The sequence below is a fragment of the Microcoleus sp. PH2017_28_MFU_U_A genome, assembly GCF_020738035.1.
GTDB lineage: Bacteria > Cyanobacteriota > Cyanobacteriia > Cyanobacteriales > Microcoleaceae > Microcoleus.
In genome coordinates, this window is record NZ_JAEQCX010000032.1 from 1 (window position 1) to 22265 (window position 22265).

At 47.8% G+C, this 22265-nt stretch carries 23 protein-coding genes; 9 read left to right on the forward strand and 14 right to left on the reverse strand.

Going from position 1 to position 22265, the window contains the following annotated elements:
* Positions 1-455: 455 nt before the first annotated feature.
* Complete coding sequence (locus JGK14_RS05355; RefSeq protein WP_293189399.1) at positions 456-1535, forward strand: M23 family metallopeptidase; 1080 nt, start codon at positions 456-458, stop codon at positions 1533-1535.
* Between the two features lie 158 nt (positions 1536-1693).
* Positions 1694-2275, forward strand: a complete 582-nt coding sequence (locus JGK14_RS05360; RefSeq protein ID WP_325314830.1) for a hypothetical protein — start codon at positions 1694-1696, stop codon at positions 2273-2275.
* Between the two features lie 183 nt (positions 2276-2458).
* Here the strand turns inward: JGK14_RS05360 and JGK14_RS05365 are convergent, their stop codons facing one another.
* A complete protein-coding gene (locus JGK14_RS05365; protein WP_293153381.1) occupies positions 2459-2692 on the reverse strand; it encodes a hypothetical protein in 234 nt (77 codons plus the stop codon).
* Positions 2693-2872: 180 nt separating this feature from the next.
* Here JGK14_RS05365 and JGK14_RS05370 point away from each other — a divergent pair, with 180 nt between their 5' ends.
* Complete coding sequence (locus JGK14_RS05370) at positions 2873-5095, forward strand: NAD(P)/FAD-dependent oxidoreductase (RefSeq protein ID WP_325314831.1); 2223 nt, start codon at positions 2873-2875, stop codon at positions 5093-5095.
* A gap of 316 nt (positions 5096-5411) precedes the next feature.
* On the opposite strand, the gene JGK14_RS05375 is transcribed toward JGK14_RS05370, so the two are convergent.
* The 3 genes from JGK14_RS05375 to JGK14_RS05385 form a co-directional block, all read right to left on the reverse strand.
* Entirely contained in the window at positions 5412-6749 is a 1338-nt protein-coding gene (locus JGK14_RS05375; protein ID WP_293196973.1) for a hypothetical protein, read from the reverse strand.
* 215 nt (positions 6750-6964) lie between these two features.
* Positions 6965-7630 carry a (2Fe-2S) ferredoxin domain-containing protein gene (locus JGK14_RS05380; RefSeq protein ID WP_293178576.1) on the reverse strand — a complete coding sequence of 222 codons (666 nt, stop codon included), beginning with the start codon at positions 7628-7630 and terminating at the stop codon, positions 6965-6967.
* Between the two features lie 182 nt (positions 7631-7812).
* Positions 7813-8058 (reverse strand): Asr1405/Asl0597 family protein, encoded by a 246-nt coding sequence (locus JGK14_RS05385; RefSeq protein ID WP_293178573.1) that lies wholly within the window; start codon positions 8056-8058, stop codon positions 7813-7815.
* Between the two features lie 356 nt (positions 8059-8414).
* On the opposite strand from JGK14_RS05385, the gene JGK14_RS05390 reads away from it, so the two are divergent.
* A complete protein-coding gene (locus JGK14_RS05390) occupies positions 8415-8957 on the forward strand; it encodes a Dps family protein (RefSeq protein WP_293178570.1) in 543 nt (180 codons plus the stop codon).
* 324 nt (positions 8958-9281) lie between these two features.
* Here the strand turns inward: JGK14_RS05390 and chlP are convergent, their stop codons facing one another.
* A complete protein-coding gene (gene chlP, locus JGK14_RS05395; RefSeq protein ID WP_293178567.1) occupies positions 9282-10502 on the reverse strand; it encodes a geranylgeranyl reductase in 1221 nt (406 codons plus the stop codon).
* Positions 10503-11008: 506 nt separating this feature from the next.
* Between chlP and JGK14_RS05400 the strand changes: the two genes are divergently transcribed.
* Positions 11009-11395 (forward strand): hypothetical protein, encoded by a 387-nt coding sequence (locus JGK14_RS05400; RefSeq protein ID WP_293196972.1) that lies wholly within the window; start codon positions 11009-11011, stop codon positions 11393-11395.
* Between the two features lie 16 nt (positions 11396-11411).
* Here JGK14_RS05400 and JGK14_RS05405 read toward each other — a convergent pair whose 3' ends face one another.
* The 8 genes from JGK14_RS05405 to JGK14_RS05445 form a co-directional block, all read right to left on the reverse strand.
* Positions 11412-11579, reverse strand: a complete 168-nt coding sequence (locus JGK14_RS05405; protein ID WP_293189391.1) for a hypothetical protein — start codon at positions 11577-11579, stop codon at positions 11412-11414.
* Positions 11580-11700: 121 nt separating this feature from the next.
* Complete coding sequence (locus JGK14_RS05415) at positions 11701-12306, reverse strand: hypothetical protein (RefSeq protein WP_293189389.1); 606 nt, start codon at positions 12304-12306, stop codon at positions 11701-11703.
* Positions 12306-12659 carry an STAS-like domain-containing protein gene (locus JGK14_RS05420; protein ID WP_293189387.1) on the reverse strand — a complete coding sequence of 118 codons (354 nt, stop codon included), beginning with the start codon at positions 12657-12659 and terminating at the stop codon, positions 12306-12308. Before JGK14_RS05420 ends, JGK14_RS05415 begins: the two co-directional genes overlap by 1 nt.
* A 15-nt stretch (positions 12660-12674) precedes the next feature.
* Complete coding sequence (locus JGK14_RS05425; RefSeq protein WP_293189385.1) at positions 12675-13151, reverse strand: ATP-binding protein; 477 nt, start codon at positions 13149-13151, stop codon at positions 12675-12677.
* A gap of 314 nt (positions 13152-13465) precedes the next feature.
* Positions 13466-13891 carry a hypothetical protein gene (locus tag JGK14_RS05430; protein ID WP_293196970.1) on the reverse strand — a complete coding sequence of 142 codons (426 nt, stop codon included), beginning with the start codon at positions 13889-13891 and terminating at the stop codon, positions 13466-13468.
* A 93-nt stretch (positions 13892-13984) separates the two neighbouring features.
* Entirely contained in the window at positions 13985-14410 is a 426-nt protein-coding gene (locus JGK14_RS05435) for a universal stress protein (protein WP_293197003.1), read from the reverse strand.
* A 322-nt stretch (positions 14411-14732) separates the two neighbouring features.
* Entirely contained in the window at positions 14733-16037 is a 1305-nt protein-coding gene (gene hisD, locus JGK14_RS05440; protein ID WP_325314832.1) for a histidinol dehydrogenase, read from the reverse strand.
* A 188-nt stretch (positions 16038-16225) separates the two neighbouring features.
* Positions 16226-16438, reverse strand: coding sequence for a hypothetical protein (locus JGK14_RS05445; RefSeq protein ID WP_293178543.1), 213 nt, complete (start codon positions 16436-16438; stop codon positions 16226-16228).
* 467 nt (positions 16439-16905) lie between these two features.
* On the opposite strand from JGK14_RS05445, the gene rpsT reads away from it, so the two are divergent.
* From rpsT to JGK14_RS05460, 3 genes are all read left to right on the forward strand, one after another.
* Complete coding sequence (rpsT, locus tag JGK14_RS05450) at positions 16906-17205, forward strand: 30S ribosomal protein S20 (protein ID WP_293178540.1); 300 nt, start codon at positions 16906-16908, stop codon at positions 17203-17205.
* A 224-nt stretch (positions 17206-17429) separates the two neighbouring features.
* On the forward strand, positions 17430-18209 hold the full coding sequence (locus tag JGK14_RS05455) for a TatD family hydrolase (RefSeq protein ID WP_293178537.1): 780 nt from the start codon (positions 17430-17432) through the stop codon (positions 18207-18209).
* A 31-nt stretch (positions 18210-18240) separates the two neighbouring features.
* A complete protein-coding gene (locus JGK14_RS05460) occupies positions 18241-18450 on the forward strand; it encodes a hypothetical protein (RefSeq protein ID WP_293178534.1) in 210 nt (69 codons plus the stop codon).
* 116 nt (positions 18451-18566) lie between these two features.
* On the opposite strand, the gene JGK14_RS05465 is transcribed toward JGK14_RS05460, so the two are convergent.
* Positions 18567-18710, reverse strand: a complete 144-nt coding sequence (locus JGK14_RS05465) for a hypothetical protein (RefSeq protein WP_293178531.1) — start codon at positions 18708-18710, stop codon at positions 18567-18569.
* Between the two features lie 102 nt (positions 18711-18812).
* Here JGK14_RS05465 and rpoB point away from each other — a divergent pair, with 102 nt between their 5' ends.
* The gene (gene rpoB, locus JGK14_RS05470) at positions 18813-22199 is read left to right on the forward strand and encodes a DNA-directed RNA polymerase subunit beta (protein ID WP_293178528.1); all 3387 of its coding nucleotides are present in this window, start codon (positions 18813-18815) and stop codon (positions 22197-22199) included.
* Positions 22200-22265 lie beyond the last annotated feature (66 nt).

Genomic DNA, 22265 nt, shown 5'->3' on the forward strand with positions numbered 1-22265 from the left:
GCGACTCGATACAGAAAAAACTTATCTTTAACCAAGCTTGAATATATTGATCGCTCCTGCTCTTGGTTGGCAATCAATTATTCAGCAAGCCCTATATAAGCCCCCGGATTTATCCGTGGAATCAATCCCAAATCGAAAATCAAAAATCCTCTCTTCCCCCGGATTTATCCGTGGAATTAATCTAAAATCTAAAATCTAAAATCGATTGACGCACCGTAGCAATTACAATTATTAATTCCATAGAAATTATCGGTTATTTGCATAACTCCCCGCCGGAAATAGCCCTGCCGTTTCCCTACAGATGAAATCCTCTAAGCAATATTGTTCATAATTCGTATTGCCACAAATCTAGGAAACAAAAACACCCGATCGATCGTCGAGATTCCTGAGCAAGTATATTTTGAATGATTAATAGATTTTTCACTACCCACCTCAGCTTTACATCCCACCGGCGAATGATTTTACTATCAAAAAAACAGATTTCTACAATTTTGTTGACCGTGGGGTTGACAACTATTTCTAGCTGTGGTAATAACACGGGAGTTAATGCGCCGATCGCCCAAGCCAACTCGATCGCCCAACGCCTCGTCTCTTCAGCAGTCGCCCAACAGCCCAACAGCCCGAAATTCGGTCAGCCGATCGCCTGTACCCTAGGAAAAGACTGTTTTGTCATGCACTATTTCGATCGCGATCCAAGCCCTGGCGCCGTTGAATTCGGCTGCGGGCGACAAACCTACGACGGGCACGACGGCATAGATTTTGCCATTCCCGACGCCAAAGCAATGGCTAAAGGAGTCCCCGTTGTCGCCTCCGCTGCGGGGAAAGTTTTGCGAGTGCGAGATGGTGTAGTCGATCGGCGTTTGCAAAACCAGACAGACAAAACCAACGTCGCAGGTACAGAATGCGGCAACGGTATGGTAATCGATCACGGCAACGGCTGGGAAGCCCAATATTGCCACCTCCGCCAAAACAGCCTTGTTGTCAAACCGGGAATGCAGGTACAAAAAGGCACTGTTTTGGGCATGGTGGGCAACTCTGGCTTAGCCTCTTTCCCCCACGTACACATCACTTTTCGCTATCAAGGCAAGCCCGTAGATCCGTTTGTGGGGCCAGACGCGAAGTTAGGCTGCAACATTGCCCGCAATCCAATTTGGGACAAGCCGATCGACTATGTTTCTACCGGTTTAATTCGCGCCGGTTTTGCCCCCAAGCCGCCGGATGAGAATACTGTCTGGGCGGGACAATTTTCGGAAACTCAACTACCTGTCAACAGTCCGGTTTTATTGTTTTGGGTGCAGAGTTACGGAGTCCTCAAGGGCGATCGCGAACAATACAAAATATTTGCACCCGATGGCAAAACTATCGTCAACGACAGCAAGGAAATTCCAGCCCCCAGCCGCACTTGGTTGCGTTATGTCGGCAAAAGAAACAGCACAAATTCTCCCCTGACTCCCGGAGTGTGGCGCGCTGAATATCGGTTGACGCGGGGCGATCGGGTTTTAGCAGAAGTTAAGCGAGAAGTTGAATTGCGTTAGCGGCTAAGCCTTATAAACTTTAATATCCCTTTATTTCTTAGTCCGCGGAGGCGGACATCGTTTGTGTAGATGCGGTTTCAACCGCCGACTTTTATTTAGATTTAGTTCCCGATCGCACTTTTAAAAGAATGTCATACAGTCAATTCATCAACCTAGAAATGATTGAAACCAACTTTGGCATCACCATTGCTGACAAAGTTGGTATTTTTGCCAATTTACCCAAATCCGAGTATAGCGACCTTCTCAGTCAAACCCTGCAAGAAAATATCTCTTTAGCTTTAGCAATTAATACCGAAAAAGCTCGCTCAGAATTAATTGTTACACCTATTTTAGTAGAACTGAGAAAGCAGTTTAAGTATCAAATTAGCTTGTTTTCAGGAAAAGAGTTTAATGTAGATTTAGAAAAAGGATTGACTGGTTTTTGTGATTTTCTAATTAGTCGTTCTCCAGAACAACTTTTAATTAAAGCCCCGGTTGTCGCCTTAGTAGAAGCTAAAAATGATGATATCCAAGCTGGATTGCCACAATGTATGGCAGAAATGATTGCAGCTCAAATTTTTAATGAAAGACGAAACAATAATATTTCCGAAATATATGGAGTGGTCACAACCGGAACAAACTGGAAATTTTTACGACTTAGCAATCAAATTATGGAAGTGGATTTAAATGATTATTTTATTGATAATATCAGTCAAATTATTGGCATATTAAAATACTTAATAAACGCAGCTAACCTGTGAAACTCAAACTATCTTGAAAGTCATCTGCGTTTATCTGCGTTTATCTGCGGTTTCCCCAATCAAAGATTTATGCCATAAGTCTATAATTTTTGCACGATCGCCAATTCTACCGGACAATGTAGCTGTCATCAGCTTATTGTCCCCGGCTCGATCGCACTGGCGAATGCTTCTGATTTTGACAATTTAGGGCAAATTTTCCCAAGCTTGAGCCACAATCTCACTCAGCCAGCGCCTTTGAGTCAAATCGAGCAGATTGTCGTCCGCCAGTACCTCAGCCTTTAACTCATCCAAAGACTGCGATCGCGATCGGGCAATCTGAACCACACCCACGATCGCAGATGCCACCAATTCTTCATTCAGCGGCTGCTGTCGCAAAGCAATCATTTCTTGAGGATTCGTAGGAATGGGATAATTCATGAAATTGCATACCGAAGAAAGTAGATATTCAGCCACTGCGGGGTTTCCAGCCAATTAGCTAAAAATCTGAGAACAATGTAAACTTATTTAAAACTAAATAAGTATTTGGGAGTATAGCCTACTTTGCTCCCTTGTCAACTCCCCCATCTTTATGAATTTATTGAGAATTGAGACATTAAAATGCAAGAAATTCTTTATTTAGAAGTCCCGACACCCGATACAGCAGCCGTCTGCACTTGGTTGCAACAGGAATTCGATCCCGGAATCGGAGAAAAAATTATTACTCCTGACGGTTTTCGCCTGCTTTCCAACGTCACAGCAGCCAAATTGGTCAAATCTGGAGCTCAAAATGCTAATCTAAAACCGACATTCGCCCATAGCAATTCCGAAAAGCGCAATTCGCGATCGACAGAACTTTCGACCTTTGTCTGGTCAGTCCAGCGCACAACTTATTTAAAAGTCTTTCGTATCGAAGACGCACCCGCTGGAGAAAGAAAGTTCCTGGAAACTCTGAATCTGGCTGTAAGAAACAAGTTTCCCGAACTATACCCAGAACCCCCCGTTATAGACCTCTCCAAACAGTCAATTTTTGAAGCTCTTGCCCCCTATTACCCCCTTACCGTCAAATACTTCAAAAAAATGCCCAAAGGCGAATACGACCTCCAGCGCGTCTACTGGTGGGAGCAGCGCTGGCGTGAAGGTACTCGCAATCCTCAAGCGCCAAAGCAAGTAGTGTTTTTGAAGAAGGAAGAAGTCCGAGGGAAGTCGGAAGAAGTCCGAGGGAAGAGGGAAGAAGGCACAGTTTCGGTGTCGGATGTTGGGGATAGTTTTAAGGAAGAAGGAAGAGGGGAGAAGAAAGAAGGCACAGTTTCGGTGTCGGATGTTGGGGATACTGTTTACGACTTGATTTATATTGGCGGGGCGTTGGGGGTAATTCACGCCGCAGTCATGGCGAGATTGGGCTACCGAGTGCTGCTGCTGGAAAGAATGCCTTTCGGGCGGATGAATCGCGAGTGGAATATTTCGCGGGATGAAATTCAAAGCTTAATTGATTTGGGTTTGTTTACGGCTGCGGAAATCGAAACTTTGATTGCGCGAGAATATAAAGATGGCTATAACAAGTTTTTTGATGCTAACAATCCAACCGTTGCTCAAGCCCCAATCCTGCACACGCCGAAGGTGCTGAATATAGCTTTAGATGGCGAGAAATTGCTGTATTTGGCGGGAGTTAAGCTAACAGAAGCTGGTGGGGAAATTTGGGACGAAACTGAATTTGTTAGAGCCGATGTTGAAGCAAAAAAAGTAGTGGTTCAAGCCAGCCACTTGCCGACAAAAGCCGATCGCACAACCTCCGCCAGACTGCTCGTGGATGCCATGGGTTCAGCTTCTCCCATCGCTTGGCAATTGAACGGAGGACGGGCGTTTGACAGCGTTTGCCCCACCGTCGGAGCTGCCATTGACGGAGGATTTGAGCCTGGAGTTTGGGATTCTGACTACGGGGATGTTCTCTACAGTCACGGCGACATTTCCCGGGGGCGCCAGCTCATTTGGGAACTGTTTCCCGCTGCTGGTGGAGAACTGACAGTTTATCTTTTTCACTACCACCAAGTACATCCCGAAAATCCCGGTTCTTTGCTAGAACTGTACGAGGACTTTTTCGCTATTCTGCCGGAGTACCGTCGCTGCGATATCGACAAATTGGTGTGGAAAAAGCCGACTTTTGGTTATATTCCGGGGCATTTTAGCAGCAACAGCAGCGATCGCGCGGTAGCAGTCGATCGCCTAATTGCGATCGGCGATGCAGCATCCCTGCAATCTCCCTTAGTATTCACCGGTTTTGGCTCCCTCGTCCGCAATCTTTTCCGCTTAACTGACCTTTTGGATACAGCATTAAAACACGATTTATTAAGTGCCAAGCACTTAAACCAAATTCGCGCCTACCAGAGCAACGTGTCAGTAACTTGGCTGTTTTCTAAAGGGATGATGGTTCCCACCGGCCGCAGTTTGCCGCCCCAGAGAATTAATTCAATTCTCAATACCTTCTTCGGCATTTTGGCAGGACAAGAACTCACCGTAGCCGAAACTTTTATCAAAGATAGAGTCGATTGGCTAACTTTCAATCGATTGGCGATTGAAGCAGCCGGAAAAAATCCTTCTCTGCTGCTGTGGATTTTAGATTTTGTCACCTTGGGGGATGTTTGGCGCTGGTTGGGGAGTTACTTGACTTTTACTCTGTTGGCTTTAGCTAGTTGGCTGTTCGGATGGCTACCCAGTTTCGCCCGCAAGGTACAGCCTTGGTTGGAACCCAGATATCCGGGTGTTTGGCTGTGGCTGTTGGCTACCAGCTATGCTCTCACCTACGGCATGGGAAAGGGGAAAAAAGAGTTTTCAGTTGATAGCTGAGTGCGAGCGTTTCGCTGACGTTGAACACGCGAGGATCTCGCTGACGTTGAACACGCGAGCGAGACGCTCGCACTGCACTCGGAATAATATTTTTCCGGTCAAAACCCAAACGACGATCTGTCTTTTTGGTAATTGGTAAATTTGAGCAATTACCAATTACCAATTACCAATTACCATAAAGAATTGGTTTAAAGCCGGAACCCTGATCGGGAGAAATTAAAAGAAGACGATTGATTACTCCAATCCTCTTCCTTCTTTTGTCAACTATCAACTGTCAACTGTCAACTGTCAACTGTCAACTGTCAACTTGCGTTTGCTATCGAAAACTCGGCAATTCAATTTCAGCCAGCGATCGACGTTTTTTAGAAGCCCGCAACGGATTGGAAATCAAGGTCAGCCACTCGGGTTGTCCGGCTGCTGTAGGTTTGACCGCACTCGATCGCACTTCCTGAAGGCCAAAGGTTTCCACTGAATTCAAAATTTGAACCGCCTTAGCCAATTCTTGGCTGCCTAAGGTGGGCGCAGCAGTTTCTGGTTCAGGTTCAGGCTCAGCCGCCGGCAGTTGAGGTTCCGCAACCCCAAGGGGCGAGTCAGTTGCTGGCTCAAACGGCTGGTAGGTTTCCGTCTCCTGCAATTGAATGCCGGATGCTTGGGCTAATTTGTTAAGTTCCATATTTGCGATCGATTCAGGGTCGATCGCATATTCAGCAAGCGCTGCCTCTAGATGCTCTTCGGGATCTGACCAAGCTTGGACAGGGGCAGCGTTGAAGGCTGGTGGCAGGGGACTCTGAGAGCTTCTGACTGCCGCTAGCAAGGATTCTAATTGCTTGTGGGCGCTATCTTCCGCCTCGTCAGGTGGCTCAATAATTGGAGATTTCTGTGGCCTTTCCAGACTTTTTTCCAAAGCAGCTTTAAATTGCAGAGTGTGGCGCTGCTGGCGGTGCAAGCGCGATCGCAATTCCCTGCAAACATTTTCGGTAGCTACTAGCTGGTGAAACTGTTCGTTGTAGCGCTGCACAGTAGACGCACATTCTCGCTCCACAATCGCTAACCTGGTTTGGCTGGTTGTCAACTGACTGCTTAAACTTTCCACTAAAATTTCTTGACCTTGCAGAGTTTGATGGGAAACTTCCACTTTCCCAAACAGTCGCGTCAATTGTTCTTGAATGCTTTCTAGTTCAGCAGTCCGCTGTTCTAGTAACGTTTCGCGATTCTCCAATTTGTTGTGGGACTCTTCGAGGGCTGTTTCTAGCTGAGCGATTCGCTGCAAAAGGTCGCGGTTGCATTCGTGCAGCGCTTGCATGAGGGTAACTGGTGTCGATCCTTTGTTCTTAGCCTGTTCGGCATTCCCAAGCAGATTTTTGAGATTGTCTGAAATCACGGGCGATCCCACCTCTGGCGGCTGTGTCTGAGATGGCAAATTGTTCGGGGAGGGTGTTGTGGGAATTGCATCTACGCTGATCGCGTTGGGAAAATCTAGTGTTTGCCAGTCTTCTTCTGGCTGTTGGGGCACCGTTGCGGGAGTATCTGTCGGACGGGGGGCGATCGGCTCAAAACCCCCAGCAGCAGCAAAATTTGACTGCAATCCTTCGTTCTCGGATCGAACAGCAGGGTGGGGTTGGTGCTGACTGGCTCGAAGATCAGCTTCTGACATGGCTTTTTATCCCAATAGTCACAGGGTCTCAGATACAGTCTATCCTTATAGATTATCTAAAAGAAAGCCCCTAGTTATTGGTTATTGGTTATTGGTTATTGGTTATTGGTTATTGGGCAAGCAGGGCAAGCAGGGCAAGCAGGGCATTGGTCACAAGCAAAATTCTCCGATTGGGGACTCCGACATTCGGGCATTCCGAGATTTCCTGCGATCGGCTAAACTTTAACAACTGCAAAATGTTTGTCAACAATTGCTGGAACTTCTGCCGGTTTGATGCGACTGTAGCGAGTTTTGTCCGGCATCACCACTATATTTGGCCCTGCTTTGCACTGTTTGAGACATCCGGTTCCCTGAACAGTCACTTGCTCTTCTAAACCCCGCGCATTCAAAGCATTTTCTAAAGCTTTACAGACTGCTGCGCCGCCCCGCTTCTGGCAGTCAGATTTTTGACACACTAATATTTTGGTTTGAGTTTTTGCCGCAGCTTTGACAGTTTGAGCTGCTGTGGGAGTGGTGACTTCGGTTTTGCCGATCGCGCCAACTGATGTCAGTACCCCAGCAGGTACGCTGGTAGAGTCGAGGTGTTCGAGCGATCGATCGTTGTGGCCCCGAGCCAGAGTGAGGCTGTGAGCTTTCAGTTTTATTTTACCGTTTTTCAAATTGAGTTCTTTCTCACCTGCAACTTGAACTCTCAACCCAGGAGTCAAAACAGGCGCTAAAAATGACCGCAATTCCTTGGAAAGTTTAACAAGGTATTCTACTTTGCGATCGCTGCTAATACGCAAATATTTAAGTTTATAACCATCTTCAATAATCAGGCTGAGGATTTCTCCCTCTAGGCTGAATTCAGAAACTTGCTTGCCAGACTTATACATTGTCATAACTCCTGGGTTGACTGTTCGGTGAAAATTATCAAACTTGACAAGAAAACGTCGCCAGTGAAGGTATTTATGCGTTGAATCGCATCATTATTTTTACTTCTTCCGTCTTCCTTCTTCCGTCTTCCGTCTTCCTTCTTCCTTCTTCCTTCTTCCTTCTTCCTTCTTCCTTCTTCCTTCGGGCTTTATCCGATTTGCCAGCAGCACTCCAGCAACTGAACCAGTTCGCGCCGAGGGGCACTAACTTGCCTCAACACGCTCATTAGCTGAGCAGCTTGTCTGACAGTGTTGACTTTTGCCCGCAAAGGTTGGTCAACCGCACACCAGCAGGGGATTTCGAGTTCTTGCAAGCGTTTGTAAACTTGCCACCTGTCTAGCCAACTAACTTGCACAATCTCACAAACTTCTAACTCTCGATCGGCTGGATTCATCTTGTGACAACAATAATAATTTGCATTAATTTTTACCCGGACTGATAGCGAGCAGAAGTTAAAAGCCAGATTTCAGAAGAGAATCAAGGATTGTCAAAAGCCCTTTCTGAAAAATTTAGCCTTTTGCCTGCTGCTTTCTGCCTTCGGAGGATTCGCCCCACATTCAGGAAGCACTCAGAACGAGCATCTTTTTCCAGCATAACGCAACTGCTAATAATTCTCAATAGGTTTACAAAAAAATTTTCCTACTCTCGAAACTCTATCACTATGAAGCCAGACCCTGCTTGACTGCTAAATTTAGGATGCTAGACTAACTCTATTGGCAACAATCACTGCCTATTGAGAGGAAAACACTAATGGCCCAGATTCAGAGTGCATTGAGACCGTTTGGTCACATAGCTGAAAACCCAATTTTGTTAGAACATTCAGTCACAGCACCGATTTGTGAAGGAATGAACGCCCTGCTGGCGAGTTTTCAGGCTCTATACCTGCAATATCAAAAACATCATTTTGTCGTGGAAGGAGCAGAATTTTACTCCTTGCACAAATTCTTTGAAGAAAGCTACGGAGAAGCTCAAGATAGCGTCCACGAATTGGGCGAACGGTTGAACGGATTGGGCGGCATACCCGTAGCTAGCTTTAGCAAGTTAGCCGAGATGTGCTGTTTCGCTCCGGAAGCCGACGGCGTGTATTCGTGCCGCCAAATGCTGGAACACGATTTGACTGCCGAACAAGCTATAATCGGTTTGTTGCGCCGTCAAGCAGGACAAGCAGAAAGTTTGGGCGATCGAGCTACGCGCTACCTCTACGAAAAAATCCTGCTAAAAACAGAAGAGCGAGCTTACCACATTTCCCACTTCCTCGCCCCCGACACCTTAGTGCAATTGAACTTGAACTAACCCAAAAAAAGGACTGTCCCTAAATCGGAAAAAAGCTTAAAATCCCCTCCCAATTCAAAATTGGGAGGGGATTTCCGATTGAGCAGCTTATCTGTAGGGATACAGCACTGCTCATTGCTGTCAACTGAAGCCTGAAAGCCTTGATAAATCTCGCTCATCCCCGAGTCTCGATCCCCCTAAATCCCCCTTAAGAAGGGGGACTTTGAGAATATTCCTGTCCCCTCATCGCAGCGGAACTTTCAGAATACTCATGTCCCCCCCTTCTTAAGGGGGGCTAGGGGGGATCTCCGGATTATTATACAAAGTGTGATAACTCGCCAGAGATTAAGGCGCCAAAGCACTACCGCGCAACAAGCTACCAATGGTTTTCGCAGTAATCTTCATCTGAATCAAGGGATTAGCCGGTACTACAGTCTTATACAAGTAGCTATCGAATGTGAGTTTCTGCACATCGCGATCGGCACACATTTCCACAAAAGCTTCGCGAGTAGCATCGGAACGGTAGAACACGCGCTGCAAAATGTCAAGCACTTTGTAGGTAATACCGTAAGCCTTATCCCAGCGCTTCAGATACAGCTTAATTTCTTGTTCAGTCGGAATCCGCGCGCCCTTATTGGAAATTTCCACAATAGTTTCAGCGCACATCCGGCCAGACTTAGCCGCAAAATAGATACCTTCGCCCGAAGACTTGGTAACATAACCAGCAGCGTCGCCTACGAGAGCAACTCGGCCGACAACCCGGCGGGGACGCGGATGTTCTGGGATGGGGTGAGCTTCCACTTTAATGATCTCACCGCCCATGAGTTTTTTGGCAGCGCGGGCGCGGACTCCGGCTTGCAGCTTTTTGATATCAGCTTGATTGACTTTCATCGTGCCGGTACCGACGGCTACGTGGTCGTATTTGGGGAACACCCAGGCGTAGAAGTCGGTGGAAACGTCGTCGCCGACGTACATTTCGGCTAGACCTTCGTAGTAAGCCATTTTATCTTCTGGGAGGCGGATGCGCTCTTGGAAGGCGATCGCATAATTGTAGTCACCAGCATCAATCGCCTTAGCTACGCGGGAGTTAGCGCCGTCAGCCCCAATTACCAAATCGACTTTCAGGGTTTTCTGAGTTCCCACAGCGGTGCCGTTGGAGTGGTCGGCGTAGTGGAGAATGTAGGGGTCGGTGTTGTTGCCTGGAATTTCTAAGGTGTGAACAGTACCGTTAATCAGTTTGGCACCTAAGGAAGCGGCCCGATCGCGCAAAAAGCCATCGAGGACTTCGCGGCGGCACATACCGATGTATTCGTGTTCGTTTTCGATGTTGATATCCACCTCTACATTGGAGGGGGAAATCATTTTCATTTTTCTGACTTGGCGATCGATAATACTTTGTGGCAAGTCAAATTCTTCAACCATGCACAGAGGAATTGCCCCACCGCAGGGTTTAGCGTTGTCTAATTTGCGTTCAAATAAATAAGTTTCGATGCCTGCTTTTACCAATGTTTCGGCGGCGCAAGAACCCGCTGGCCCCGATCCAACAACTGCAACCCGTAGTGTCAAAGCTTTTCTCCCAATTTTTTCTATAAGTCTTTACCAGTCAGATGTGATGGTATCACGGAGTTTCTCTGCTGTGGGGTGAGAATGGGAGATTTAAATGAAATGCAACAGAGCTTAACAATTGGATACAAAAATGGGGTTTTTGATGCTGGTTTCTATGGAAAATCTTAAATTTTTTATGGTAGATGAATGCGGATGGACGCTAATGTGCGATCGAATGTTTAGCGGTATTTTTAAGAACAGGCTTTTCGGCTTGTTCCACAAGAGATAAATTAACTGGTTCCCAGGCTGGAGCCTGGGAAGCGAGATCTAGAGGCTCTGCCTCGTCAGTGTGTAAAATGGAGGCTCTGCCTCCGGATCTACGTTACCAGGCTCCAGCCTGGTAACGAGTAGAACGAGTTGACAATGAATTTTCTTGTGGGGTGGGCTTCTAGCCCGCCCGATCGAACTCCATGCAATTACGTTACATTTAAGTTAAGTAAAGCTCCTATATAAAATTTCAAATTGCTATGCTAGGTAATTTTCAACAAAGCCAACTGCGGATTGAGGTTGAAGCTTCGGAAACAGCGATTCGAGACAGTTTGGTGCGTCCGGTGCAGTTGCAGCAGTGGCTGTGGCCTCAGCAGTTTTCTCAGGGTTTGCCCGAATTGCTCGATCGCGAATTGACATTCACAAGTTGGATTGGCCCGGTAGCGGTGCAGCACTATGTGGAGATTGCAGAGTCAAATTGTCTGCGACTGTTGTTGAGTCAGGGAATTGACGGGTTTCACGAGTGGTATTGGGGCGACGGTTGGGTGCAGTCTCGGTTGGAGGGGGTGTCGCTGCTACCGCTGAATTTGGGACAAACTGCTAGTTTGTTGCGGCTGCGGGAGTTTTTGGCGGGGAAGGGGAAGTAGGGCTAGGGGGCGTTGCTTAATCGGAGGATGAAAAAGAACCAGGCAAAAATCCAGAAGCTTTGTTGACAATGGTTTTTAGGATTTGCATATTTAGCCCTTCATACTGTAAGTCAGCAACGCCGGCTAGGGAAATCGATCGCCCGATCGACTCAGCACAAATGGGATGAATCAAATCCATCATCATCACACGCTCTGACGGCGAAAATGTAGCCTTAATTGCCGCTGACGAATTGGCAAGCTTAATAGAGACAGTATATCTGCTGCGATCGCGTGTTGATTACTTATGAAGCATTTGGTCTTATTTCTTATCTAGTAATCAGCTTACCTTGATTTCTTGCTGCCGTAATTACATTGCGGTTAGCAGTAAAAACTTTGATACCAGGAACAGTCACATAATCACCATCATCAGTAATTACTTGAACTACCCCTGCTTTATCCATTGCTTCGAGAATTAGCAGATCGTAGCCATCTAAAAGTTGAGTTTGAAATCTGGTTAAAGATGCGTTAGTTGTAGTTTCATCAATAGTCACATCAGTCGATACAGCAATAGATGTTACCTGACCCCAAGCAGCTAGAACTTCAGCTACTACGTTAGCTCTTTCTGTTGGCTCGTTATGGCGATATTCTTTTGTGTTTAATGTAGCCGAAAAAATTGCTCGTTCTGCCTGTTCAATATTATGTGCTAACTCTGCCAAAGAAAGCCCACAATATAAAAGCAATCCTTGAGCAGAAATAATTTTTGTTAAATAAGCAGGATAATCATTTATTTGATAGCTTTTCGCAGAGGTACTGGCTGGAGTGTAAGTCAGCCAGTACCAGACATTAGTATCTACCAGAAAAATGTCATCTTTTTGAGGTGTGTCAAACTGGATATTAACTACCTCAGCCTTGACTGTATATTGGATTGCCATTATACATTTCCCACCTGTTGGCTGACAATTTCATTGATTGCATTGCGGGTTGCATCATCTGCTGCGTAGTAGCGTTTTGAGTTCTTAATCACCTGTTTGAGTATTTGATTGCCTACAGTATTAAGATGAGAAAATGTCAGCAGACGGTTTAAAGTGTCTGGGGAGATATCCCTAAGTAGCTGTCCAATGGCAAAATTGAAGAACGGAGATGCAAAAATCTCTACACCAGCAAAGTCAAGCTCTACAGCGTGCTCTGCCCGTAGTTCGGGGTATGTCAACTCATACACCTTCATACCGTCATCGGGTGTCATGCAAGTTTTCCCAATCAAAGTGCCAATCTTGTAAGATTTCATATTTCAGAAGTTCCCTCAGAAAAGTGGGGCGTCGCCGTCGGTGTCAGAAGCCAGCACATAAATGGCTTCATCACATTGGAGAGTAATGTTAACCAGTGTCCCTCCGAAAAAGGTTGGGCGATTTTGGTAAGTTTCCTCATCTTTGTTAATCAGGACATACCCATTGTGACTGAAAAACTCCAATTTTCCTCCATTCATCTTTACAAATCTTTTCAGAGAGTCAAGTCCAACACCCCCAGCAACATCACCGCGCCTGGTTGTAGTTCCTGCTTCAAATGCCCATTTTAGGGCTTCGTCTGCTGGTAAATCCGAGAGTTTTCGGAATAGGCGCACATTTTGGGGAATCCCAACACCGAAGTCAATCACAGTGAGTTTTAGTTCCTTTTTTTTAGGGTAGTGCTGTCCACAGCTAAAGACTCCGATTTCTGTTTGCCCATGCTCAAAGGCGTTAGCGTATATCTCCCAAACAGTTCCTACGATGACGTTTTGCAATTTTTGACCAAAAAATTGGGATACAAGCCCTGTCCTTCTAGGACGGCTTTATGTTAGAATTTAATTGGTTGAAATTCCCACCTAAGATTGCAGCGATATATACTCATTCCGAGTTGAAACCGAGACTGATCCAGTAATAGGGAAAGACTGAAGGGCAATGGTTAAAACCCAACCTGGAAGCAAAATAAAAAGTATTGTTATGTTTTCAAACGAAACGATACATATAGTCGGGATAGGGCATTGCCACGACTCTAAATGGGCGCAGAGACAGAGTAAGACTACGACCGTAGCGTCAGTCGATGAAGCGTCAAGAATCACCGCTGCTTCAGCACGGTGAGTATGTCAATTATATCAACCCAGTCTCGTCCTAGCCATTTTTCTGCTAGGTAGTCAACCAAGCCATCTTTATCTTGTTTTTTATCTTCTCGATAAGGGATAGAATTACCCTGCCAAGGTTCTTTATTCTCACAAAAAGTATACATGAATCCGTTTTGTTCAAGATTCATTTTTATGTTCTTATGAATACTATCCCAATTAATGTTTAATTTTATCGAGCGGGATTGAATGAGACGAATCAATCCTCCCAGAAAAGCTACGGCATTTTGTCTGAGAAAAAAACATTTAGAAAAGTCAATAATTACTTCTGAGCAATCCTCATTTAGTTGCTCCAAAAGCTGAAACAGATTGTCAAAATCGTTCAGATTATCATTGATTGTAGGGATGTTAAGAGTCACGCTCATAATTATTCTATGGAAGGCTTGATCCAGAAAGAAATTTAGTAAAATATCAATCAGCCGATGATCGCACTGTCAACCTCTGCGGTTCAATTCCCCCTACCTCGATCGCACAACCAACACCGAACAAGGAGCCTCAGCCACAACCTCAGCACTCACCGAACCCTCCAAAATCCGCTTCAAACCAGTCAAACCCCGACAGCCGATCGCAATTAAGTCCACTTTATAAATATTCGCCAAACGCAAAATCTCCTCGGCCGGTTCCCCCGCCACAATCTCCAACTCACTCTGGCAAGGCAACATTTCCTGATAAGATTGCAACAACTTCTCTACTTCTCGATAAGCAATCTCATTTCCCTGAGCGTGAGGTCGATCGACCACCGCATCAAAATCCAGCGTATCAGAACTCACAACATGAACTAAAATCACCTTCGCCGTAGGTTCTAGTTTAAACTGCCCCACAGCTTGCAAAACCTGTGCTGCAAACTCAGAATTGTCGATCGCCACCAAAAGAGTATCCAATATAATGCACCTTTAAATCTCAGATATTAGACTTTAAACTTCTCATTGATAGTCGCCTACTTTCCACAATTTAGCGCTTCCCACCAACAGCATCATTACTACACAGAAACCCGGTTTCTTAACATAATTGCGTCATTTACGCAAGATAAGCTGTCCTACATTTAAATTGTATGTCAAAAATCACTTAAAAACTCTTGTGGGATGGGCTTCTAGCCCGTCCCGAATATACAATTTAAATGTGCAACAGCTTATTGAAAGAAACCGGGTTTCTTAAGCCCGAAGTGCGTAAATCTCGATCGCCAACCTCAAATCTACCATCTAAAAATCACCCTCCCTCATTTTCAGTCCGCAAGCGCACCGAATCAGCGTGAGAAGGCAAACCCTCAGCTTCGGCCAACACATTAATCGCCCTACCCACCTTCTTCAGTGCAGCCGGCGAATATTGAATCAAACTCGAATGCTTCATAAAAGTTTCCACACCCAGCGGCGAAGCATAGCGCGGAGCACCAGAAGTCGGCAAAGTATGATTCGGGCCGGCCAAATAATCGCCCACGGCTTCCGGTGTCGAACAGCCCAGGAAAATCGCCCCAGCGTGCCGAATTTGGTCGAGCAAAGCCCAGGGATCTGCCACTTGCAATTCCAAGTGTTCGGGAGCAAACTCGTTAGACAGTTCCGCCGCCGCCTTCAGAGACTCAACTACTACAACTAAACCGTAATTGGCGATCGCCTTTTCAGTCAAAGTCCGGCGCGGGTGATTTACTAATTGTCTGTCAACTTCAGCCACCACCTTTCTAGCAAGCACCGAATCCGCCGTCAGCAAAATCGCCGACGCCATCGAATCGTGCTCGGCTTGAGCCAACATATCCGCAGCTACGTGTACGGGATTCGCCGAAGCATCAGCAATAATCAGCACCTCCGACGGCCCCGCCAGAGAATCGATCCCGACTGTTCCGTAAACCAGTTTTTTCGCCAGCGTGACGTAAATATTCCCCGGCCCGGTAATTAAATCTACCTTGGGAATAGTTTCTGTACCGTAGGCCAAAGCTGCGATCGCCTGCGCCCCGCCAACCCGATAAATCTCATCAACTCCCGCTTCCTGAGCCGCTACCAGCACCGCCGGATTCATTTTCTTCTCCTGCCCGGGGGGAGTACACATCACCAGTCTCGGCACCTTGGCGACCTTTGCAGGCACCGCATTCATGATCACCGAGCTGGGATAGGACGCCTGACCGCCAGGGATGTAAATTCCCGCGCGATCGACCGGCGTGTAGCGCTTGCCCAAAACAACCTCGTCATCACCAAACTGCACCCAAGACTTGGGGACGCGCTGTCGGTGAAACGCTTCTACCTGTTTGCAAGCCAACCGGATCGCATTTAATAATTCTTTCGATATTTGCTGATAGGCAGCATCCAATTCGGCGCCACTCACGCGCAAATCTGTCGCATTTAGGGTGATGCGGTCAAATTCAGCAGTATATTGCAGCACAGCCTGATCGCCTTTGCGTCTTACAGCTTGCAGCACCTCGCGCACGGTGGCTTCTTTGTGAATAACAAGTTCGTCGTGGGTGCGATCGCAGATTCGTCGCAGTTCAGCTTGCGCCTCAACCCACTGAGTAATAATTCGCAGCATGGAGATTAGGAATGCCGTCAATAATTCACTAACATTTGCTTGACAATTGGGGATTTTTGTGGCTATCTCCTGGACAAGTCAGCCACCACCAGCCCACAAGCTTAAACCGCGAGACTCGCGGGAGTTTCTAAGGCTTCAGTGCAGCGTTATAAATCTCTGTCGATGATTTTGCAACACTGAGAGCTTTTCTAGAAATTGCTCGCCAGAGAATCGGGTGCGGAGGGAGAGGGGGAGAGGGGGAGAGGGGAGAGGGGGGAGAGGGGGGAGAGGGGGAGAGGGGGAGAGGGGGAGAGGGAAAAATCTTCTGCCCTTTTCCTTCTGCCCTTTTCCTTCTTCCTTCTGCCCTTTTCCTTCTTCCTTCTTCCTTCTTCCTTCTTCCCTCTTCCTTCGACGAAGCCCAAATAACCCGTACTCTTTGTTATAGCTTAACTTGGATTTTTCAGGGAATGGGATTTTGAGCCGAATCGATGCTATATTAGTTTTTTCGACACCTGATAATTTTTTATAAAAAAACGCCAAGTTATTGTATACTTGAAAATTGCGCGCAATAAACCGTGAATTTAACTCGTGACGGTGGAAACCCCGCAAGACGCCTCGATCGCACCCTTGTCATACCTTTGGGTATCGTCAGAGGTAAAAAAAAAGGCAGTTAAATGAGTCAATTAAAAATTATTGCGCGATCGCCCTTGAAAAAATAGCCCCAGGCTCAGCTTGAATCCGATCGATCGGCTCATGGCTGACTCAGCTTTAAAAAAATCAAGCTTTTTGTGGCTCCCACCCGAAAAGATTGTCCCTCAAAATCTCCGTGTCTTGAGACTATCTTGAGACTATGATGTATCAATCAATACCTACTTCCACAAACTGAACTATGGCAAATATTAAGTCCGCCGTCAAACGAGTCAAAATCGCCGAGCGCAACCGCTTGTACAACAAGTCGTACAAGTCAGCGGTAAAAACTTTGATGAAAAAGTATTTTGCAGCCGTCGATAAATACGCCGCATCTCCGACACCAGAATTAATGCAAGAAGTCCAGCAGCGGATGTCTGAGGCCTACAGCAAAATTGACAAAGCTGTGAAAAAAGGTGTACTGCACCGCAACAACGGCGCTCGCAAAAAGTCCCGCTTGGCAAGAACCATCAAGCCACACGAAACACAAGTAGCATCCTAAGACAGAAGAAGGAAGAAGGAAGAAGGAAGAAGGAAGAAGGAAGAAGGAAAAAAGCAGCAGGAAGTAAGAAGGAAGAAGAAGAAAAAGTAGCAGGAAGAAGGAAGAGAGAAGATTTTCCCCCTCTCCCCCTCTCCCCCCTCTCCCACTCTCCCCCTCTCCCCCTCTCCCACTCCCCCCCTCTCCCACTCTCCCCCTCGTCTACTCTCTCACTCTCCCATTCCCCCATGCAGCTCATCGATACTCACGTTCATATCAACTTTCAGACTTTCAAGTCGGAGTTAGAAGCCATTCGAGAACGCTGGCGCGAAGCTGGTGTAGTTCGATTGGTTCATTCTTGTGTAGAACCCGAAGAGTTTGCTGGAATTCAAGCAATTGCCAATCAGTTTGCAGAAGTCTCTTTTGCGGTGGGGCTTCATCCCCTAGATGCCGCCAAGTGGAAAGACGAAACTGCAAGCCTGATTAGGGAATTAGCAAGTTCTGACTCTCGGGTAGTGGCGATCGGCGAAACTGGACTAGACTTTTTTAAGGCTGACGATCGCGAACACCAGTTTAAAGTGTTTGAGGCACAGCTTGAAATTGCCCAGGAACTTGACAAACCAGTCATTATTCACTGTCGCGACGCCGCCGCCCCAATGGCTGAAATGCTGCGGAACTTTTGGGAAAGACGCGGCCCAGTACGCGGGGTGATGCACTGCTGGGGAGGCACGCCCGAAGAAACCCAGTGGTTTTTAGACCTGGGTTTCTACATCAGTTTTAGCGGCACAGTCACCTTTAAAAAAGCCTTGCAAATACAAGAATCAGCTTGTATGGTAAATAGCGATCGCATCCTAGTCGAGACAGATTGTCCTTTTCTCGCGCCCGTACCCCAGCGGGGAAAACGCAACGAACCAGCTTACGTCTACTACGTAGCCGAGCAAGTTGCTAAATTGAGAGGAGTTTCTCTCTTGACTTTGTCCCAGCAGACAACCGAAAATGCCTGTCAGCTATTCGGGTTGTCACTTTAGCTACTAGCGCATAGAGAAACGAGGAAAACAGGTGGAGTTCGGGGGAAAAGATAGGAAAAATCCCATCTATATCCTGATACAAAAACCGGATTCATCCTTAATCTCAGATTCTTTGGGAGTTGCCGTAGTGCGATCGGATTTGCGTCCTATAATAATAAAAAGAACCGACCGATCGGGCGATCGCTTGCTTGCGGGCGCCGTCGCAGTCGCCGAACTGCTAGCTTGGGCGAGGGCGCGCTAATCTTCCGGACAGACAAAAACGTCAAGCAATACCTCAAACTTACACTCAATTTTACACATTACAAGCAACTTGGAACCTCAGCAATTTGGCAATAGCTGTAAAGTCAATTTTAGGAGTCAAATGTGTAAGGGATTTACCCTGGAGTACCAAGAGATCGGAGCTAAAAGAATCTCGATCGCAGCCAGAACCCGCACAAAAATAATGCGAGCAACCAATAAAAACAACCGTTGCAGCAGTTGGTAGGCGATCGAAAACATCATATAAATTCTCTCACACAATCCATCAAAAAAACGCAACAAGGTAAAAACGCCAAGCCTTGGCGCCATGTAAAAAGCTAGAGCCACTGCGGAAAAAGGACACCCATGACGACTAAAGATTACACAGAATTCGCCTTCACCTTGCCCGACTTGATCGAAATCCAGCGGGCAAGTTTTCGCTGGTTCCTAGAAGCCGGACTGATTGAAGAACTAGACAGCTTCTCCCCGATTACAGACTACACGGGAAAGCTGGAACTCCACTTCATCGGCAAAGACTTCAAACTCAAGCGCCCAAAATACGATGTAGACGAAGCTAAGCGCCGGGACAGCACCTACTCGGTGCAAATGTACGTCCCCACCCGCTTGATTAACAAAGAAACAGGCGAAATCAAAGAGCAAGAAGTCTTCATCGGCGATTTGCCTTTGATGACCGAACGCGGCACTTTCATCATCAACGGTGCGGAACGAGTCATCGTCAACCAAATCGTCCGTTCCCCAGGCGTATACTACAAATCAGAAACCGACAAAAACGGCCGCCGTTCCTACAACGCCAGTCTGATCCCCAACCGCGGCGCGTGGCTGAAATTTGAAACAGACAAAAACGATCTAGTCTGGGTGAGAATCGACAAAACCCGCAAGCTGTCGGCCCAAGTTCTGCTCAAAGCCCTAGGCCTGACAGACGGCGAAATCTACGACAGCCTGCGCCACCCGGAATACTTCCAAAAAACGATCGAGAAAGAAGGACAGTTCGGCGAAGAAGAAGCTTTGATGGAGCTCTACCGCAAACTCCGTCCGGGCGAACCCCCCACCGTAGCCGGCGGCGAACAGCTCCTCAATTCGCGTTTCTTTGACCCCAAACGCTACGATTTGGGCCGAGTCGGCCGCTACAAACTCAACAAAAAACTGCGGTTGACAGTCCCCGATACCATGCGGGTACTGACATCCCAAGATATCTTGACGGCGATCGACTATCTGATCAACCTGGAATTCGACATCGGTTCAACGGATGACATCGACCACTTAGGGAACCGCCGCGTCCGCAGCGTCGGCGAACTGCTGCAAAACCAAGTGCGCGTCGGATTGAACCGCCTAGAACGGATTATCCGCGAACGGATGACAGTTTCCGATGCCGACTCCCTCAGCCCCGCTTCCCTAGTCAACCCCAAACCATTGGTAGCAGCAATCAAGGAATTCTTCGGTTCCTCGCAGCTATCCCAGTTCATGGATCAAACCAATCCCCTAGCAGAACTGACCCACAAACGCCGGCTTTCCGCCCTCGGCCCAGGAGGCTTGACTCGGGAACGCGCCGGTTTCGCCGTGCGGGATATTCACCCATCCCACTACGGCCGGATTTGCCCCATTGAAACACCAGAAGGCCCCAACGCCGGACTCATCGGCTCTTTGGCAACCCACGCCCGCGTCAACCCCTACGGCTTCATCGAAACTCCTTTTTACCCAGTTGAAAAAGGACAAGTATTGCGGGACAAAGCCCCGGTTTACATGACAGCCGATGAAGAAGACGACTTGCGCGTCGCCCCCGGAGACATCAGCCTCGACGAAAACAACAACCTCTTGGGCGAAACCGTAGCCGTGCGCTACCGCCAAGAATTCACCACCACCACCCCGATGCAGGTGGACTACATGGCGATTTCGCCAGTGCAAATCGTCTCCGTCGCGACATCGCTGATTCCGTTCTTGGAACACGACGACGCCAACCGAGCTCTGATGGGATCGAATATGCAGCGGCAAGCTGTGCCGCTACTGAAACCAGAACGTCCCCTTGTGGGTACGGGCTTGGAAGCTCAAGCCGCCCGAGATTCCGGGATGGTGGTAGTTTCTAAGGTCAACGGCGAGGTAATTTACATCGATGCCACCCGGATTATTGTCAAGCCCCTAGCGGTAGATGCCGAGTCGAATTCCAGCGAAGAACATTTCATGATTCGCGAATACGACGAGCTCAAAACCAAGCAGCCCTCGGTGTGGAAGCAAAAATATGCCGGCTGCATCGAACACGAATTGCAAAAATATCAGCGATCGAACCAGGATACCTGTTTAAACCAACGTCCTTTGATCTATGAGGGCGATCGCGTCGTAGCAGGTCAAGTGCTCGCCGACGGTTCCTCCACCGAAGGCGCCGAACTCGCCCTGGGCCACAACATCCTCGTAGCATATATGCCCTGGGAGGGATACAACTACGAAGATGCCATGCTCATTAGCGAGCGTTTGGTGTACGAAGACGTATACACCTCGATTCACATCGAGAAATACGAAATCGAAGCCCGCCAAACCAAACTCGGCCCCGAAGAAATCACCCGCGAAATTCCCAACGTCGGCGAAGACGCGCTGCGCCAGCTAGACGAACAGGGAATCATCCGCAAAGGTGCTTGGGTAGAAGCCAGCGACATTTTGGTAGGGAAGGTGACTCCCAAAGGCGAATCCGACCAACCGCCGGAAGAAAAACTGCTGCGGGCAATCTTCGGCGAAAAAGCCCGAGACGTGCGCGACAACTCCCTCCGCGTCCCTAACGGCGAAAAAGGCCGCGTGGTGGACGTGCGCGTGTTTACCCGCGAACAGGGCGACGAACTGCCCCCCGGCGCCAACATGGTTGTCCGCGTCTACGTAGCCCAAAAACGCAAGATTCAAGTCGGCGACAAAATGGCCGGCCGCCACGGTAACAAAGGTATCGTCTCCCGGATTCTGCCGATGGAAGATATGCCTTATCTCCCAGACGGGACTCCGGTTGACATCGTACTCAACCCCTTGGGCGTACCGTCGCGGATGAACGTAGGTCAGATTTTCGAGTGCTTGCTGGGCTGGGCGGGCGAAAATTTGTCGATGCGGTTCAAGATGGTGCCGTTTGACGAAATGCACGGCGCTGAAAAGTCGCGGGAAACCGTTCACGGCAAGTTAGAGGAGGCGCGCGAAAAAACTGGCAAACCTTGGGTATTTAACGAAAAACATCCAGGCAAAACTATAGTTTACGACGGCCGCACCGGCGAACCGTTCGATCGCCCCGTCACAGTCGGCATCGCCTATATGCTCAAACTCGTCCACTTGGTAGATGACAAAATCCACGCCCGGAGCACGGGGCCTTACTCGCTGGTAACGCAGCAGCCTTTGGGTGGCAAAGCGCAGCAGGGGGGTCAGCGGTTCGGAGAAATGGAAGTTTGGGCTCTCGAAGCGTTCGGCGCAGCTTATACTTTGCAAGAGTTGCTGACTGTCAAGTCGGACGATATGCAGGGTAGAAATGAAGCCTTGAATGCGATCGTCAAAGGCAAAGCCATCCCGCGCCCCGGTACGCCGGAATCGTTCAAAGTGCTGATGCGGGAGTTGCAGTCTTTGTGCTTGGACATTGCCGTGCACAAGGTGAATACGAACGACGAAGGCAGCGAGCACGTAGAAGTCGATTTGATGGCGGATGCTGGTGGGCGGCGATCGCCCTCCAGGCCTACTTACGAATCGCTTTCTCGCGACGAACTCGACGAGGATTAGGGATTAAAGATTTTAGATTTTTTGGCAACATTCAATCTAAAATCTTTAATCGATACTCTCAAATGA

What these genes read in the sequence shown, in the direction of transcription:
- JGK14_RS05355 (WP_293189399.1), top strand. Translation starts at nt 456, where the DNA reads ATGATTTTACTATCAAAAAAACAGATTTCTACAATTTTGTTGACCGTG.
- JGK14_RS05360 (WP_325314830.1), top strand. Translation starts at nt 1,694, where the DNA reads ATGATTGAAACCAACTTTGGCATCACCATTGCTGACAAAGTTGGTATT.
- JGK14_RS05365 (WP_293153381.1), bottom strand. Translation starts at nt 2,692, where the DNA reads ATGAATTATCCCATTCCTACGAATCCTCAAGAAATGATTGCTTTGCGA.
- JGK14_RS05370 (WP_325314831.1), top strand. Translation starts at nt 2,873, where the DNA reads ATGCAAGAAATTCTTTATTTAGAAGTCCCGACACCCGATACAGCAGCC.
- JGK14_RS05375 (WP_293196973.1), bottom strand. Translation starts at nt 6,749, where the DNA reads ATGTCAGAAGCTGATCTTCGAGCCAGTCAGCACCAACCCCACCCTGCT.
- JGK14_RS05380 (WP_293178576.1), bottom strand. Translation starts at nt 7,630, where the DNA reads ATGACAATGTATAAGTCTGGCAAGCAAGTTTCTGAATTCAGCCTAGAG.
- JGK14_RS05385 (WP_293178573.1), bottom strand. Translation starts at nt 8,058, where the DNA reads ATGAATCCAGCCGATCGAGAGTTAGAAGTTTGTGAGATTGTGCAAGTT.
- JGK14_RS05390 (WP_293178570.1), top strand. Translation starts at nt 8,415, where the DNA reads ATGGCCCAGATTCAGAGTGCATTGAGACCGTTTGGTCACATAGCTGAA.
- JGK14_RS05400 (WP_293196972.1), top strand. Translation starts at nt 11,009, where the DNA reads ATGCTAGGTAATTTTCAACAAAGCCAACTGCGGATTGAGGTTGAAGCT.
- JGK14_RS05405 (WP_293189391.1), bottom strand. Translation starts at nt 11,579, where the DNA reads ATGATGATGGATTTGATTCATCCCATTTGTGCTGAGTCGATCGGGCGA.
- JGK14_RS05415 (WP_293189389.1), bottom strand. Translation starts at nt 12,306, where the DNA reads ATGGCAATCCAATATACAGTCAAGGCTGAGGTAGTTAATATCCAGTTT.
- JGK14_RS05420 (WP_293189387.1), bottom strand. Translation starts at nt 12,659, where the DNA reads ATGAAATCTTACAAGATTGGCACTTTGATTGGGAAAACTTGCATGACA.
- JGK14_RS05430 (WP_293196970.1), bottom strand. Translation starts at nt 13,891, where the DNA reads ATGAGCGTGACTCTTAACATCCCTACAATCAATGATAATCTGAACGAT.
- hisD (WP_325314832.1), bottom strand. Translation starts at nt 16,037, where the DNA reads ATGCTGCGAATTATTACTCAGTGGGTTGAGGCGCAAGCTGAACTGCGA.
- rpsT (WP_293178540.1), top strand. Translation starts at nt 16,906, where the DNA reads ATGGCAAATATTAAGTCCGCCGTCAAACGAGTCAAAATCGCCGAGCGC.
- JGK14_RS05455 (WP_293178537.1), top strand. Translation starts at nt 17,430, where the DNA reads ATGCAGCTCATCGATACTCACGTTCATATCAACTTTCAGACTTTCAAG.
- JGK14_RS05465 (WP_293178531.1), bottom strand. Translation starts at nt 18,710, where the DNA reads ATGATGTTTTCGATCGCCTACCAACTGCTGCAACGGTTGTTTTTATTG.
- rpoB (WP_293178528.1), top strand. Translation starts at nt 18,813, where the DNA reads ATGACGACTAAAGATTACACAGAATTCGCCTTCACCTTGCCCGACTTG.